Source organism: Pararhizobium sp. PWRC1-1, from assembly GCF_049897905.1.
Classification (GTDB): domain Bacteria; phylum Pseudomonadota; class Alphaproteobacteria; order Rhizobiales; family Rhizobiaceae; genus Pararhizobium.
In genome coordinates this window covers 213,140-229,204 of record NZ_JAFCXE010000009.1, presented here as the reverse complement: position 1 = coordinate 229,204, position 16,065 = coordinate 213,140, and the positions used below count along the sequence as shown (strand labels likewise).

Here is a 16,065-nt window from a genome sequence, read left to right as displayed (position 1 = left end):
GGATCAGCGAATGTTGGCTCTCAACACAACAGACCAGGCATCCCCCTGGCATTCAGGCGAGCGTGTGCTGCAGGATCAGGCTGGAGTTGCCGAGCGTATGCAAGAGCTTGGCCGCCGGGTCCTGCGCGATCATCTGATCGACCAGCACCGTGCCTTCTATCCGCAACTTCCGTTTATCTTGCTCGGCACGGTGGATGGCGAAGGAGATGCGTGGGCAACGATACGGGCGGCCAATCCCGGTTTTCTGCAAAGCCTGGATCCACACATCTTGAGCGTCGGTCTTGACCGGCGACCCGACGATCCGGCGGACGCCGGGATGGGCGACGGTGACGCCATAGGCATGCTCGGCATCGAGTTGCACAGCCGCCGCCGCAACAGGTTGAACGGAACGATCAGTCGGGCTGGACCTGCAGGTTTCGATGTGAAGGTCGGCCAATCCTACGGCAACTGTCCGAAATATATTCAGCTGCGCGATTTCCGCTTTGTCCGCGGTCCTTCGGCAGGCCCGGTCACTGAGCCCACAACATTGGAGGCGCTCGATGCCGGTGCTCGGCAGATGATTACCTCAGCCGACACGTTCTTCGTCGCGACCTATGCGGAGCTTGAGAATGGGCAGCGGCAGGCGGATGTCTCGCACCGGGGCGGCAGGCCGGGTTTTGTTCGCGTCAGCAACGACGGTGTGCTGACTATTCCTGACTTCGCCGGCAATCTGTTTTTCAACACGCTCGGCAATATTCTTGCCAACCGCAGAGCCGGTCTGGTGTTTGCCGATTTCGAGACCGGCGACCTGCTGCAGCTTTCCGGCGATGCCGAGGTCGTTGTGGATTCACCGGAGATCGCGGCGTTCGAGGGTGCCGAGCGTCTCTGGCGCTTCATGCCGCGCCGCATCATCCGGCGGCCGGATGCCCTGCCGTTGCGCTGGGCACCCCATATTGACGGCCAATCGCCGAGCCTGCGCATGACCGGCAGCTGGGACGAGGCTGAACACCGGCTGAGCGCATCGACGGCCTGAGGCAGGGCGTTGAGGAGATGAATCTGGCGATATTATCATGCGTAGCGGTCCCGGCAGGAACGTCCATTGCTGCCCGGACTTTAGGACGTGGTGCGATCCGATGGAGGAATGCCATGTCTGAAAAACCCAGTCCCTTTTCAAGATTTTCCGGCGGGGTCCCGCAGCTGACCGGCAAGCACGCGACCTTTGTGATTGCTGGCCGGTATCCTGCTCTGGGCCGTCACCGGTCCCCTCTTCGGTTTTTCCGAAACCTGGCAGCTGGCCGTCAACACCGGAACGACGATCATCACCTTCCTCATGGTTTTCGTGCTGCTGAACTCCCAGAACCGTGACGGCAGGGCAGTTCAGGCCAAGCTCGACGAACTGATCCTGACCAGCGATTCATGGGCATCGACACCTTGACGAGACAGAACTCAAACGTCTGACCGAGCTTCTGCGGGAAGCCGCCGAAAGCGAGCCGGATCACGCCTTGGCCGGAAAGGTCGATGACATCATCCACGATCGGCGCACCAAGCTGAAGAAGAAGGTGTGATCACCGGGTTTTCAAATCCATATCGCACACATTGGGCCACAAATGGACCCGAAAGCGTGCTATGCTTTGATATGGGAGGAGAGACCGATGAGCCGCGCATTCACCAAGGAAATTGATGACGCGCCGCTGCCGCCCGTTCCTGAACGGCCCATCAGCACCGCCCGAAACCTGGTCACACCCAATGGCGCCCGGCAGATCGAGCAGATGGTTGCAGCGCTTACCCAGCAGACTGCGGCGACCAGCGACAGCGACGTGCTCGCCGCTCTCAAGCGTGATCTGCGCTATTGGGAAGCGCGCCGCGCCAGCATGGAGATTATGGACCCCGTCGCGGAACCAGAATCTGTCAGGTTCGGAACGCATGTTTCCATCAGGCGCGGCGGCAGCGTCAAGGATATCCGCATTGTCGGCGAGGACGAGGCTGATCCGTCAGCCGGGGCAATCGCATGGACATCGCCGCTTGCCCGCGCACTGGACGGTGCGGCGCCTGGCGACACGGTCGAGTTCGAAGTGGCGGGCCGCGAAGAGGACATCGTGGTGCTGTCCATCGACGGAACGGGTTTAATCCCGGCTCGGCCAGCCTAGCAAAAAACCATCATTTCATTGATCTCATCGGCAAATCACGGCAAGACGGTGCAGACAATGATATGAGGACATGATTTGGAGACCACGCTTTACCTGCCGATCAAAGGCTTTCTCGAAGCCGCCGGCTATAGCGTCAAAGGTGAAATAGCAGGCTGCGATCTGGTGGGCTTAAGCCCCGACGAGCCACCGGTCATGGTCATCTGTGAACTCAAGCTCAGCTTCAATCTCGAACTGATCCTTCAGGCCGTCGACCGGGCTGCGGCGAGCGATGAAGTTTGGATTGCGGCCCGCGTCTCGGCCAAGGGAAAGGGCCGCGAAAGCGATCGCCGCTACCGCAATCTCTGCCGGCGGCTCGGTTTCGGCATGCTGAGTGTCTCAGACAACGGCACCGTCGATGTCATCGTCAGCCCGGAGGCGTTGATGCCGCGCAAAAACCCGCGCAAGCGGTCACGCCTGGTCAACGAACACAAGAAGCGCAAGGGCGACCCGGCCATCGGCGGCAGCACACGCTCACCAATCATGACCGCATACCGCCAGCAAGCGCTGGCCTGCGCTGCGGCGCTTCAAGCCGGACCTTTGCGGCCAAGGGATCTGAAGACGATCACGCCGTCAGCTGCCAGCATCCTGCGCGGCAATGTCTACGGCTGGTTCGAGCGCATCGACCGCGGCATCTATGGTCTGACGGCCACCGGCGCCGAAGCGCTGATCCGATGGCCCGCCGCCACGAATTGCGAAGACGCTGTCGCCGCAGCCCTGTAATTTCAGGCAGCAGCGCGGGAAACTATACGCAGCATGGAAACGATTGCCTGGTCCAGCTCAGCATCGACCGGCAAGGTCTGCGATGACAGCTTGACGACGACGGTTGACGTTGCCGGATCGACCCAGATCCATTGGCCGTGAATGCCGATGGCGGCAAGCTCGCCCTCGCCGGTCTCGTACCAGTAGTTGCGATAGCTGCCCGATGGAAACAGGCTCGTCTGGTCACCATTCTTCCACGCATCACGGTTGCCACCGGTCCACAGATCGTCAATGAACTTCTCTGCGATCAGGCCGGCGCCTCTTGTCCTCACGAGCTCGCCGGTCAAGGCAAGGTCGCGCGCCGTCGCCGACATGCCGCCCGCAGCGCGCGCCGTGCCGATGCGATCGACGGTGATCATCGCATCGGAGCGGGCGCCCATCGGTTGCCAGAGGTGATCACTCAGCAGGCTTGGCAGCCGCCCGCCGCCGGCGCGCTCAAGCACGATACCGGCAAGATCGGTATTGGGGGAGCGATAGGCGTGTTTTTCGCCGTGTTTCCAGTCGCCTTTTCCGATGCTGCAGATGAAGCTTTTCAAATCCGGTGCGGGACTGTCCGGCCTGTCGGGATTCCAGCCGGTCGCCCGGCGGTAGCAATCGAAGCCGCCTGATGTGTCGAGATAGTCCTCGACGAAATCGACGCTGATCTCCATGTCGAACAGTTGCTGCACGGTCGCATCCGCATAGGCGGAACCGGCGGCCTCCGGCACATAATCGATCACCGGCTTGTCGAAGGAGAGCAAGCCCTTGCCCGCCAGATTTCCGGCAAGCAAAGCCGTCAGGGATTTCGACACGGAAAAGATGATATGCGGCCGGGCGGGGTTGGAATGCTCCGCCGACCATTCGGCAACGACGCGCCCACTGCGCATCACCAACAGTTCGTCTGTCTCGCTTGCCGTCAGAAACTCCTTCAGCGATTGGACCGTGCCATCGATGCCGGGCACCTGCAGGTCTTCGAGACCACCGAGATCGCGGAATGGTGCTTCGCCCTGGCCTTTGGCCTTGATGACGGCTGAGGGAACGACCTCGCTGACATTCTGAAAAGACCATTGCGAGAAAGGGGCCGTCCGCCAATTGGCGAGCGTAACGTCCGAGCGCTTGAAATCCGTCATGTTCTTTCTCCTCCATCCGCTGTCGCCAGCACGCCGTAAAGTTCCGGCCGGCGATCGCGGAACATACCCCAGGCGGCGCGGTCGTCGGCAAGCTGCTGACGGTCGAAACTGGCAACCAGCACGTCTTCTTCGGTACGTCCGGCGCTGGCGACGAGCTGCCCGTCGGGACCGGCGATGAAGGACGACCCGTAATAGGATTGTGATTGGCCGCCAATAGTTTCAGAGCCGATACGGTTCGCTGCCGCGACCGGCATCATGTTGGCGGCGGCATGGCCGCGCATCACCATGCGCCAGTGTTCCATCGTATCCAGTTGGGGGCGGGCCGGTTCCGAGCCGATGGCGGTCGGGTAAAGGACCATTTCGGCGCCCATCAGCGCCATGGCGCGGGCGGCCTCTGGAAACCACTGGTCCCAGCAGATGCCGACGCCGATCGCGCCGAAGCGGGTCGGCCAGACCTTGAAGCCGGTGTCACCGGGGCGGAAATAGAATTTTTCGCTATACCCCGGACCATCTGGAATATGGGATTTCCGGTACACGCCGAGGACTTCTCCTGTGGCATCGATCATCGCCAGGCTGTTGTAGAAGGCCTGGTTCTTTTTCTCGAAGAAGGAAACCGGCAGGACGATACCGAGTTCCCTGGCGAGATCCTGCATCGGTGCGATGACCGGATGATCGGCACGGGCATACGCTCTTGCAAAATGGACGGGGTCCTGCGTCTGGCAGAAGTACAGGCTCTCGAACAACTCCTGCACCAGCACGATATTGGCGCCCTCGCCTGCGGCCTGCCGGATCAGCCGGGAAGCCGTGGCGAGATTTTCAGTGAGATCGTCCGTGCAGGCGAACTGGACGACGCCCAAGGTCATGACGGAGACGGAAGCCACGGTCAGTTGCCCTCGAAACCGGTCAACACGCTGACGGCGTTGACACCGATTTCGGCGACGGCATAGCCGCCTTCCATGACAAACAAAGTGGGGAGGTTCAGCCGGGCGATACGCTCGCCGATCTTCGGGAAATCCTCGGTTTTCAGCTTGAATTTGCTAATCGGGTCCTTTTCGAACGTATCGACGCCGAGCGAAATCACCACCACATCCGGATTGTAGGCTACCAGCTTGCCGCAGGCGTCTTCCAGGGCCTGGCACCAACGTTCCCAATCCGTGCCGAAGCGCATCGGGTAATTGAGATTGTAGCCCTCGCCCTCGCCGGCACCGCGTTCGTCGGCGTGGCCGAGGAAATAGGGATACTCCTGCATCGGATCGGCATGCAGGTTGATCACCTGCACATCGGCGCGGGAAAAGAAGATTTCCTGCGTGCCGTTGCCATGGTGATAGTCGACATCGAGGATCGAGACTCGCTTGGCGCCATTGTCGCGGAACCATTGTGCCGCCACCGCGGCGTTGTTGATGTAGCAATAGCCGCCCATGAATCCGGCGCCGGCATGATGGCCAGGCGGGCGGCAAAGCGCAAAGGCCGAGCGTTCACCATCCTGGACGAGGGCAGCGGCTGTCAGCGCCACATCATGCGAGGATTTGATCGCGTCCCAGGACCCTTCAACAATGCCACAGCCGGCGTCGAAGGAATAATATCCGAGAAGCCCGTCGATAAATTCCGGCGGCACGTCACCGCGCAGCCCGCGCGTCGGCCAGGTGAACGGCAGCGCCGTTCCAGCGCGTCCCTCGGCCGTCCAGCGGTCCCAGATCGTCGGCAGGAAATCGAGATAGTCCTTGCGATGAATGCGCGCCGCCGTCGTCAGGTCATGCTCTTGCGGTGGCAGGATCGGCCCGAGCCCGACTGTCTTGATCCGTCCCGAGACATACTCGGCGCGCGAGGGCAGTTCGAAACCGGGAACGATGGTGCCTGCGACCAGTTCAAGTTGGTTGGCATGACCGAGATGACGGGGCGAGAAGACGGTTTTCATGGGAACATCCAGCGGCGGGAAACAAAAATGCACCCCGCCGGAACCGGCGGGGTGCAATTGGCGAAGACTACTTCTGAAGCTCGGTCCAGATCTTGGTGTAGAGCTCCTGAACTTCCGGCGGGCAGGTCTGCGAGGGAACGCCGAGCGAAGCAAAGTCGGCCGGGATGTTGATTTCAGGCGCGTCCTTCATGTCGGCGGGCATAAACTCGCTCGAGCCGGCAATGCCGTTGGCGTAGCGGTGGAAACCGGAATTCATGCCGGCATTGGCGGGATCCATCACGAAGTTCTGGAAAAGCTTGGCATTCTCGACATTCTTCGCATCCTTCAAAACAGCAAGATTGTCGCTCCAGTTGACGTAGCCTTCTTTCGGATAACCGAATTTGATGGCGGGGTTGGCCAGGCGTTGACGGAACGCAGAGCCGTTCCAATCGCTCGAAGCAGAAAAATCGCCCGATCCCATTTTCTGGATGGTACCGTATTCCATGGCCACCCAGTTCGGCTTGGCCTTGACCAGCGTATCACGCACCTTCTTGAGGATGGTAAGGTCGCCGGTGCATTTCTTGCCGCCATTGTAGAGAACGGCAGCGTCGATAACGTCGGTCATTTCCGGAACAACGTTGACCTTGCCCTTCAGCTCATCCGGTGTGTCGAAGATGATGCCCCAGGTGTTGATGTCACCCTTGTAAACGTCCGTGTTGACAACAGTACCAACGACGCCCATCGCCCATGGGACGGTATATTTGCGGCCGGGGTCGAACTCGGGATTCTGCCATTCCTTGGCAACGTGGCTGAAGTTTTCCATCTTGCCCGGCTCAGTCTCGAGGAAGAGGCCTTCCGAGATCCAGATGGGAATGTAGTTCTGCGATGGCACGACCATGTCGAAGCCCGAACCGCCCTGGCGGACCTTGGCAAGCGCGGTGTCGTTGGAATCATAGTCGGTGATCGTCACCTTGACCTTGTACTGATCCTCGAACTTCTTGATCATTTCGGGGCTGGTATAATTGCCCCAGTTATAGATGTTGAGCTCGCCTTCCGCCCTGGCAAGGCCGGTTGAGGCGAGAAGCGCGGCCGTGACGGCCAAGATCCCTGTCATCCGTTTCATGATGCTGTTCCCTTTTCTTTTGTTAGACACGTTTTCTGTTGACGATGAAGAAGACGGTGACGACACAGACCGACAAGAGCAGGAACAGCGTCGAGATCGCGTTCATTTCTGGCGTGATGGAGCGGCGGATCTGGCCGAGCATATAGGTCGGCAAGGTATCCTGGCCGGCCGACTTGACGAACTCGGTGATGACAACATCGTCGAGCGAAATCACGAAGGCCAGCATGAAACCGGCAAGAATGCCCGGCCAAAGCAGCGGCAAGGTGACGTAACGGAAGGCATTCCATGGCGTCGCATAGAGATCGGCAGCCGCCTTCTCCAGCGTCAGATCCATATTCTCCAGCCGCGCCCGGATCGGCAGATAGGCAAACGGGATGCAGAACGCCGTATGGGCAGCGATGAGGTAGCCAAGGCCGGAATAACCGGTCCAGATCTTGATGCGGGCAAAGAAGATCAGAAGAGCGACGGCCGTGACGATTTCGGGGATCATCAAGGGCTGGTTGATAAAGGCATATTTCAGCGTCAGGCCGCGATAGGGCTCCGTCCGGGTGGTCGCCAGCGCCGCCATGGTGGCTGCAATGGTGGCAACGACAGCGGCAAACGAGGCGATCTGCAGCGAGCGGATGGAAGCGTCGATCACCTGCTGGTTTTGAAAGGCTTTGGTGAACCAGCGCAGCGAAATCCCGTTGAAGGACGCAAGGGATTCGCCCGCATTGAACGAATAGAAGACCAGCACCGCGATTGGCAGATAAAGCGCGAAGAAACAGGCCATCGCAATGGCGGTAAAACCGCGCTGACGCCGGATGGAGAATGTCCTAGCCATGCCGGCTCCCTTGAGATCCCGCATTGCGGACATAGACGAGCAGCGCCGCCATGACGATCAGCATCAGCGTGATCGACAGCGCCGAGCCGAGCGGCCAGTTCCGGCCCTGTCCGAATTGCAGCTCGATCAGATTGCCGAGCATCATGTTCTTGCCGCCACCGAGAATGCTTGGCGTTACATAGGCGCCGAGCGCTGGAATGAAGACGAGGATCGAGCCGGCAATGACGCCGGGCTTGACCAGCGGAAAGATGATTTTTCGCAGCACCCTGAAGGGCGTGGCATAGAGATCATAGGCCGCCTCCACCAGCCGGAAATCCAGCTTTTCCATGCTGGCATAGAGCGGCAGCACCATCAGCGGCAGATAGACATAGACCATGCCCGTCAGGATCGCGCCGTCAGTGAAGAGCATCTGGACGGGCTTCGAAATCAGACCGAACTTCAACATCAAACCATTGATCAGGCCTTCGTTGCGGATGATTTCGAGGATCGCGAACGTGCGGATGAGAAGATTGGTCCAGAAGGGAATGGTAATCAGGAACAGCCAGAGTTCCCGGGTTTTTTCCGGCCGGGTGGCAATGAAATAGGCCGTCGGAAAACCGACCAGCAACGTCAGAACCGTCGTTGCCAACGACAGCATGACAGAGCGCATAAAGATCGACACATGCGCATCGGCAAGCGAGACGGTGCCGTCGAAAATATCCTTCTCCATTACGACGCCGATCCAGCCCTCAAGCGAAGGCAGCCATTGCACGTCGCCATAGGGGCCGGGTATCAGGAAGGAATAGACGAGAACGATCAGCAGCGGGCCGGTCGATGCGAGAAGGATGATCAGGAGGGCGGGAAGCGAGAGCAGCCACCGTTCCCGGATATCCCTGCTCTTTTCCGCTCCGATCGTCCCCGGCATGTCCGTCATCTCAGTTCCTCAACACCCGGGCGGCATTGGCTTCGAGCGCGATGCCAACCGTGTCGCCCTGGTTGAACGGTGCGCTCTGCAGCGGTTTGTTCTGCTCTCGCAGGGTAAACAGCGTCTCGCCGTCGGAAAGGCGGACGTGATAGTGCGTATCCGTGCCGAAATAGACGACGTTTTCGAGCATGCCGGTCATCTGGCTGACGATCGACTGGTCCGGCGCGCAGAGCGTTGCATGTTCCGGCCTCAGAACCACCGTCACCTCGCCTTCGGCATGGAAATCCTGTGGTACCGTTGCCGAGATGCGGCCGGCGACCGGCGTATCGACATCAGCGATGCCGTCTGTCACCGAACTGATCCGGCCTTTCAGGAAATTGGTCTCGCCGATGAAATCGGCGACGAAACGATCCGCCGGAGCGTCATAGATCTCTCTTGGGTTGCCGACCTGCAGGATCTTGCCCGACGACATCACGGCGATGCGGTCCGACATGGTCAGCGCTTCTTCCTGGTCATGGGTGACGAAGATAAAGGTGATGCCGGTTTCCGCCTGCAGTCGCTTCAACTCGATCTGCATGTCCTTGCGCAGCTTGTAGTCGAGCGCCGACAGCGGCTCATCGAGCAGCAGAACCTTCGGCTGGGGGGCAAGGGCACGGGCGAGCGCAACACGCTGCTGCTGGCCACCGGAAATCTGGCTCGTACGGCGACCGGCAAGCGCTTCCATGCGCACAAGCTTCAGCATGGCATCGACGCGGTCCTTGATCTCCTGCTTCGGCTTGCCGAGCATGGTGAGACCAAAGCCGATATTTTCCGCCACCGTCATATGTGGAAACAGCGCGTAGCTCTGGAAAACGGTATTGATCGGCCGCTTGAAGGGCGGCATGGCGGCGATATTCTCGCCGCTCAAAATGATCTCGCCAGAGGTTGGATATTCGAACCCGGCGATTAGCCGCAACAAGGTGGTCTTGCCGCATCCGGATGGCCCCAGAAGCGTAAAGAACTCGTTCTGCTGGATCGATACCGATGTGTTGTCGACGGCGGCGAACGCAAACTCGCCAAAGCCGAATATCTTAGAAACATGGCGGATTTCGACCGCGTTCAATTCCGCCATTTACGGCACACTACCCGTTGCATGAAGCTGCTGTTCCCGCCTTTTCGGCTTTGCGCTAGGTGACCACAGCGGCCTCGCGTTGACAACACGATTCTGTTTGATGAGGAAGAAATCTTTATCAGGAGGAAAAACTTATGCGGCCGCCGCAGATGGTTATGACCGGCCTGATTGTATGGAGCGTGTCGGTCGCAACCGTTTCGACATCGCCGCTGAGGACAACGATATCTGCAAGGTAACCCGTCTTGATCCTGCCCTTGCGGTCCTCCTTGAACTCCGCATAGGCACCCTCGACGCAATAGGCCTTGAGCGCCTCCATCAGCGAAAAGGACTGGTCCGGATCGCTCGGTGACCAGCGCTGGCGGATGATGGCGGCCTCGATGCCGATCAGCGGATCGATCGGCGAAACCGGCCAATCGGAAGCAAAGCAGACATGCGAACCTGCATCCTTCAGCGTTCTCCAGGCATAGCTAACGGGCCAGCGATTGCGGCCGATGCGCGATACCGTTGGTTCCAGAGGCAGGCCTGCGCAGCCCGGCGGATGCGGCGGCTGCATCGAGGCGATGACACCAAGGCTGGCGAAGCGGTTGATATCATCGGGATGCACGACCTCGATATGCTCGATCCGGTGGCGGCTGTCGCGCGCGCCGTTTTCCCGTCTGGCTGCCTCGTACCCATCCAGCACCGCGCGCACCGCACCGTCGCCAATCGCGTGAACTGCGATCTGCAGCCCGCGCCGGTCGGCTTCCACCGCAACGGCGCGGAAGGTCTCGGGGGTAAACAGGCCCTCGCCGCAATCACCGGGTTTGTCGGCATAGGGCTCGACCATCACGGCCGTCCAGCTGTCCAGCACGCCGTCGTAGAAAACCTTGACGATACCGGAAGACAGCCAGTCGCTGTCAAAACGGCGGGCCAGATCGGAAGCCTTTTCAAGCATGTCGAGTGACATGAAGTTCTTGAAGTGGAAGGGAATGATGACACGGCACGGCAGGCCACCATCCTCCTTCTCGATCGCCGCAAGCAATTCCAGCTGATAGAGGTTGCCATCCATATTCTGGACTGTGGTAATGCCATGCCGCGCGCAATAATCCAGTCCGCGCCGCATCACGGCGATATCCTGCGCCCATTCCGCTTCGTTCGGATAGGGATCCGGTTCTCCGCCTGTGGACAGGCCCAGCCGGTATCGGTCGAAACCACCGGCGGCCTGCAGTGGACTGAAAGCCTCCATCTCGCGCAATTCCCCGGTTGCCAGGTCATCGCCGCCCATCATCACCTCGTTGCCCGGGCCAAGTTCGGCACCGTGAAGCATGTCAACCAGTTCAAGCGCTGCCGTATTTGCCCAGGCGGTATGATGATCCGGCGCGAACAGGACAAGAGGCTGATGGGACAGGATTGTATCGAGGTGATGGCGGGTTAGCCGTTCGCTGTCGCCCAGCAGCGTGTAGTCGGCGCCTTGTGCGAACAGGACCTTTTCTGTCGCACGCGTCGCCGCATAAGCCCTGACGGCTTCCGTCAGGGCCGCAATCCCCTTCACCCCAGATAACTGCAGATGATCGAGTTCGGCAGCCCCGGAAAACAGATGCATGTGGTTTTCCGAGAACCCCGGAAGCACAGTGCCTCCAGCCGCATCGATCACTTTTGTGTCCTTGCCGCGAAACGGATCGACTTCGGCTTCGGTGCCGACCGCCACGATCCGGCCGTCTGCAAGCGCAACCGCTTCGGCGCCGGGATTGTCGTCATCCAATGTCAGAATACGCGCGTTGAGGATGATGATATCGGCCGTCTGCGTCATGATGCTACTCGCTGCTTGCCATGAATATGGCGTAAGCTAAGCCAATCCGCGGGCGCAATTCAACAGGGACTGGCCCTTTTCCTACCATCCTTGCGAAAGGACCCGCTCAAGCATATCGGCAAAGAAATCAGCACTTTCCCGCGACAGGCAAAGCGGCGGCTTGATCTTCAGGACGTTCAGATAATCGCCGGTCGGCTGCATGATGACGCCGAGCTGGAGAAGCCGGTCACAGATCGCCGCCGTTTCGCCTGTTGCCGGCATCAGCGTCTCGCGGTCACGGACGAATTCCAGCCCAAGATAAAGGCCCATACCATGCACGGCGCCCACAAGAGGAAAACGCTGGGCCAGAGCTTCAAGGCGCCGCTTCAGGTGATCGCCGACGACACGGGCGTTCTCCTGCAGCTTCTCGTCGCGCATGATATCGAGCACCGCCATGCCGACCACGGAACTGACCGGACTGCCGCCGGCGGATGAGAAGAAATAGCCTTCCTTCTCCAGCGCATCGGCAATCGGCTTTGTGGTGATGACGGCGCCGAGCGGGTGGCCGTTGCCCATGCCCTTGGCGATGGTGATGATATCGGGGACCACGCCCTGCTCGTCGAACCCCCAGAAGTGATGTCCGAGACGGCCATATCCAACCTGCACCTCATCGGCAATGCAGACGCCGCCGCGCGCTCGTACCAGAGCGTAGATGTCCTTGAGGTAACCCGGCGGCAGCGGAATGCCGCCGGCATTGCCATAGACGCATTCGCAGATGAAGCCGGCCAGTCCCTTGCCGTCGCAGTCCAGTTTTTCAAGCGTCGGCATGACGGCGTCAACATAGGCGGCGGTCGAGCCGGCCCCGCGAAACGGGCCGCGATAGGTGTTGGGCGACATCACCGGATGCACCCAGTCCGGCCGTGTGGTCAACGCCTGCGGATTATCGGCAATCGAGGTGGAGACCGCGTCGCTGGCTATCGACCAGCCATGATAGCCTTCCAGCAGGCATAGCATGTTGCGTGCACCGGTGGCTGCCCAGGCCAGCCGGAGAGCCAGGTCATTGGCTTCCGAGCCGCTATTGACCAGGAAAACCGTATCCAGGCCTTCCGGCGCAAGAGCTGCCAGCCGTTCGGAAAAATCAGCGACGGAGGCATAGTGGAACCGGGAGTTGGTGTTCAGCCGCTGCCACTGCCGGTGAACGGCATCGGCAAGGCGCGGATGACCGTGGCCAAGGATGGTAACGTTGTTGACCATGTCGAGATAGGCGCGCCCTTCAACATTGACCATATGCTCGCGCAAGCCGCGCTCGATCTGCGGCGGCGTTTCGTAATAGTTCTTTTGCGGCTTGGCGAAATGGTTCTGGCGGCGAGCGAGAAGCATTGCACTTAGCGGCACTGGTGCATCGCAGTCGAAGCCAAGGAGCTTTGCCGGTGATGGACAAAGAACTTTCCATGCGGCAGCGTGATTGGGCAAGACAAAGAGTGGCGGCACCATGTCCTTGTCGCGGCAGAGCTGCACGCGCAGCACGCCGTTGTCACCGGTTTTGGCGGCAACGACACCAAGCGGTTGACCGGGATGGATGAAGTCATCCGGACCCGGCAAGGCATCGAGGCCGGACAGATGCAGCGCGGCATCCCGCCCCAGCAGTATCAAGCCGCCATCAGTGATTTTCAGAATGCCGCCAAAAGGCGCGGACACGGTGCTGCCCACTGGTAGAAGCAGATCGACATGAAGAGCGCATGTTTCCGCAGGCTGTGGTGAAAGCAATACTGTCCGGGTCAGCCGGTATTCGCCGTACCGCGTCGAGACGGCATTGTTTTCGCCCGATGCCGCCAAAAGCAGCCGGTCGTCGAGGCCGGGCTGCGGCCATGCAATGCCATCGAACAGGTCACTTTGCGTGTCCAGGGCGATCACCGTGATCCCGGACAGGTCGACTTCCGGTAGCAGCTGCTCCCCGGTGATGGTAGCACCCTGATCGCCCGGTTGGCCGACGGACTGAAGGATGGCGATTTCCATCACGGCAGACGGCACCGAAATCGCGACGTCAAAAATCAACCGTTCGAGATCGATATTACCGCTGACATAGCTGTTGTCAGGATCGAGCGCGAGTTGCTGCTCGCTGCTTGCCACAAGCACGGCGGCACGCGCCACGATTAGCGGCCAGAGCGCGCGCAGTTCCGCCTCGTTGAGCGGGAAAACAGTGTGGAACGCCTTGATCGCAGGCACTATAATGAAGGGATCGCCATCGCCATGATGCAGCAGCGAGGCGCAGGTGACGGCGAGATCGGCGACCAGCCAGCCATGGATGACATCGCCGAAATCGATCACGCCATCAGGCATGAGCTGGCCGCTGTCATTCGGCAAGCTGACGACATTGTCGTCGGTGATGTCATGATGGATCGCCTGTTGCCGGAGTTGCGGCTTCAGTCCGTCGAGCTGGCGCATGGCTGCATCCATCGCCTGGCTGATGCGCTGCTTGCGATCCGTATTCTTCACCGCCGACAGGAGATGGCTGACGACCGGTTCGGCGTTTCGCAGATCCCACTGCAGGTCCCGAGACAGTCCGGGATGCGTAAAATCAGCAAGTGCCAGCGCCAGCCGGCCGCCCAGAGTGCCGAGTGCCGCGACTGTCACCGCCGGCAGATGTCTGCGCCGCGTCAGCGGCTGGCCCTCGATATAATCGAGCAGGCGGATCTGGTAATTCTCGCCGCGCACCATGACGAACAGGATGTCGGCGCCATTGCCGGCGGTGACCACTTTCGGCACGCGGGGCAAAGCGGCCTTGCCGGCAATATGGCGCAATGCGGCGTTTTGCGCTTCGAGCTCGACAGTCGCATAGTTGGCGCGGCAAATCTTCAGGACGAAACGGCCGCTTGCCGCGTCGATGCGATAATTGCGGTCCTGCTGGCTGCCGAGTTCGGTGATCGGGCCTGATAGACCATAGTGAGCGACAAAAAGGCCCATGGCATCGTCGGCATTCACATCAGGCCGCGACAACGCCGCCCGCTGTAAAAAAGCATGTTCCAATCTCTCGCCCCCCGGAATCAGATTTCGGGTAGATTGGCACAACCATGTATGAACGCGAATGACAAATTGGAGCGCGCTGTCCCGGAAGTTTCAAGGAGGCGCTGGCGCACCATCCTTCGTCCATGGCGCCAAACGCAGAAACGCCCGCTGCAAGACAACGGGCGTTTCAGGAAACTTCGCTGGAGGCGGTAATTTAAGCGATTAGCGAGCGACCGAGGCGCGGGCGATGCTCTGGATGTCAGCGCGGTCAATGCCGAGGTCGCGCAGTTCGCGAGAGGTCATACGGCCAAGTTCGGTGACCGTCTGACGGTACTTGCGCCAATTGTTGAAAGAGCGTGCTACGTTCATGATGATCCCCTTTCTAGGGCTTTCCGGCCCGGCAGCCATTCGGCGGCGCCGTTGTCGTTGTGATGAGCTGTTTATAGGCCTCCCGATTATGGAGTAACAGCGCCAATACTTCAGGCCACCCATGCATCAGCTGCATGGTCAACTTCCAAGGCAGCAATCCCCGCTGTCAGACGGTGGATTTACCCTTGGATCGCGGCGCCGTTCGTTACCCGGCGCCATCGCATCGTGCAACGCCACGATCCTTTCCACTTCGTGGAACTTTACCATCCCCCTCGCGTTTCCGGGGAGAGGTAGATAGGAGTTACTAATATGCTTGCAAAGTTTTCTTATCTCGCATTTGGCTTTGTTCTCGGCACCGCGCTCTTGCTGACTGTTACAATGGTCAACAACAATAGCATGGTGCTATCGAAAACGAGCCGTCTGAACGGTCCGGCTACGCCTGGATATACCGTCGCGCCCGCAGATTTTGCCATGGAACGCTTTGGGTAGGCACGCAGCAGGGCGTTTTTCTTGGGGCTGATCGCGCTCATAACGTGATCGTGAGAGTAAATCCCTTGTTGATGATTCAGACTGCACTCATCCGCCGAGGGCTCTACAACAGAGCCCGTTGCACCGACAGAAAAAGCTCTTTCAGCTCCGGCTCGCGAACACGCCGGGCCGCCTCGACGCATGACACCCATTCGCTGAGCCGTTGTCCTTTCTCCCGAAAGACGTCGCAACTCTCTTTAACATCAAGCAGATGGACCTGAACGCAGCAAGGCGCACGATGTCCATTGTCGAACACCTTCAGATAGGTGAAATATCCGAACGGCCTTTTCTTCGCCTTTCCGCGCACGCCGGCCTCCTCAAAAGCCTCTATCGCAGCGACCTCATGCGGCTTTTTGCCGGCCATCGGCCAGCCCTTGGGAATGATCCAGCGGCCGCTATCGCGGCTCGTCACCAACAGCACCTCGAAGAGGCCACCATCGGCGCGGATGCGATAACAAAGGGCTGCGAACTGCACGCACATTCGCTCCTTCAACAACATGCCGGTA

The 16,065-nt window shown here is 59.9% G+C and carries 15 protein-coding genes and 1 pseudogene; 5 read left to right on the top strand and 11 right to left on the bottom strand.

Translation table 11 applies throughout. The features are described from left to right. Positions 1–10 precede the first annotated feature (10 nt). The 4 genes and pseudogenes from ACP7E0_RS16175 to ACP7E0_RS16160 all read left to right on the top strand — a co-directional run bounded on the left by ACP7E0_RS16175 (position 11) and on the right by ACP7E0_RS16160 (position 2,885). A complete protein-coding gene (locus ACP7E0_RS16175) occupies positions 11–1,012 on the top strand; it encodes a pyridoxamine 5'-phosphate oxidase family protein (RefSeq protein WP_426126055.1) in 1,002 nt (333 codons plus the stop codon). Between the two features lie 113 nt (positions 1,013–1,125). Further along, a pseudogene (locus ACP7E0_RS16170) lies at positions 1,126–1,544 on the top strand (low affinity iron permease family protein). Positions 1,545–1,631: 87 nt separating this feature from the next. Further along, the gene (locus ACP7E0_RS16165; protein ID WP_426126054.1) at positions 1,632–2,126 is read left to right on the top strand and encodes a GreA/GreB family elongation factor; all 495 of its coding nucleotides are present in this window, start codon (positions 1,632–1,634) and stop codon (positions 2,124–2,126) included. Positions 2,127–2,201: 75 nt separating this feature from the next. Continuing rightward, positions 2,202–2,885 (top strand): DUF2161 domain-containing phosphodiesterase, encoded by a 684-nt coding sequence (locus tag ACP7E0_RS16160; protein ID WP_426126053.1) that lies wholly within the window; start codon positions 2,202–2,204, stop codon positions 2,883–2,885. Between the two features lie 2 nt (positions 2,886–2,887). On the opposite strand, the gene ACP7E0_RS16155 is transcribed toward ACP7E0_RS16160, so the two are convergent. The 10 genes from ACP7E0_RS16155 to ACP7E0_RS16110 form a co-directional block, all read right to left on the bottom strand. Further along, positions 2,888–4,033, bottom strand: coding sequence for a serine hydrolase domain-containing protein (locus ACP7E0_RS16155; protein WP_426126052.1), 1,146 nt, complete (start codon positions 4,031–4,033; stop codon positions 2,888–2,890). Beyond that, entirely contained in the window at positions 4,030–4,896 is an 867-nt protein-coding gene (gene aguB / locus ACP7E0_RS16150; protein WP_426126088.1) for an N-carbamoylputrescine amidase, read from the bottom strand. The genes ACP7E0_RS16155 and aguB overlap by 4 nt, the downstream gene beginning before the upstream one ends. A gap of 20 nt (positions 4,897–4,916) precedes the next feature. Further along, positions 4,917–5,948 carry a histone deacetylase family protein gene (locus ACP7E0_RS16145; protein ID WP_426126051.1) on the bottom strand — a complete coding sequence of 344 codons (1,032 nt, stop codon included), beginning with the start codon at positions 5,946–5,948 and terminating at the stop codon, positions 4,917–4,919. Between the two features lie 67 nt (positions 5,949–6,015). Beyond that, entirely contained in the window at positions 6,016–7,050 is a 1,035-nt protein-coding gene (locus ACP7E0_RS16140) for an extracellular solute-binding protein (RefSeq protein WP_426126050.1), read from the bottom strand. Positions 7,051–7,072: 22 nt separating this feature from the next. Beyond that, positions 7,073–7,873, bottom strand: coding sequence for an ABC transporter permease (locus ACP7E0_RS16135; protein WP_426126049.1), 801 nt, complete (start codon positions 7,871–7,873; stop codon positions 7,073–7,075). Further along, entirely contained in the window at positions 7,866–8,786 is a 921-nt protein-coding gene (locus tag ACP7E0_RS16130) for an ABC transporter permease (protein WP_426126048.1), read from the bottom strand. Before ACP7E0_RS16130 ends, ACP7E0_RS16135 begins: the two co-directional genes overlap by 8 nt. Position 8,787: 1 nt before the next feature. Further along, positions 8,788–9,888, bottom strand: a complete 1,101-nt coding sequence (locus tag ACP7E0_RS16125; protein ID WP_426126047.1) for an ABC transporter ATP-binding protein — start codon at positions 9,886–9,888, stop codon at positions 8,788–8,790. A gap of 118 nt (positions 9,889–10,006) precedes the next feature. Further along, complete coding sequence (locus ACP7E0_RS16120) at positions 10,007–11,677, bottom strand: amidohydrolase (RefSeq protein WP_426126046.1); 1,671 nt, start codon at positions 11,675–11,677, stop codon at positions 10,007–10,009. An 81-nt stretch (positions 11,678–11,758) separates the two neighbouring features. Next, entirely contained in the window at positions 11,759–14,683 is a 2,925-nt protein-coding gene (locus tag ACP7E0_RS16115) for an aminotransferase (RefSeq protein WP_426126045.1), read from the bottom strand. 201 nt (positions 14,684–14,884) lie between these two features. After that, the gene (locus tag ACP7E0_RS16110) at positions 14,885–15,031 is read right to left on the bottom strand and encodes a DUF1127 domain-containing protein (RefSeq protein ID WP_113243755.1); all 147 of its coding nucleotides are present in this window, start codon (positions 15,029–15,031) and stop codon (positions 14,885–14,887) included. A 309-nt stretch (positions 15,032–15,340) separates the two neighbouring features. Between ACP7E0_RS16110 and ACP7E0_RS16105 the strand changes: the two genes are divergently transcribed. Continuing rightward, positions 15,341–15,520 (top strand): hypothetical protein, encoded by a 180-nt coding sequence (locus ACP7E0_RS16105; RefSeq protein WP_426126044.1) that lies wholly within the window; start codon positions 15,341–15,343, stop codon positions 15,518–15,520. A 103-nt stretch (positions 15,521–15,623) separates the two neighbouring features. On the opposite strand, the gene ACP7E0_RS16100 is transcribed toward ACP7E0_RS16105, so the two are convergent. After that, the gene (locus ACP7E0_RS16100; RefSeq protein WP_426126043.1) at positions 15,624–16,040 is read right to left on the bottom strand and encodes an NUDIX hydrolase; all 417 of its coding nucleotides are present in this window, start codon (positions 16,038–16,040) and stop codon (positions 15,624–15,626) included. Between the last annotated feature and the right edge of the window lie 25 nt (positions 16,041–16,065).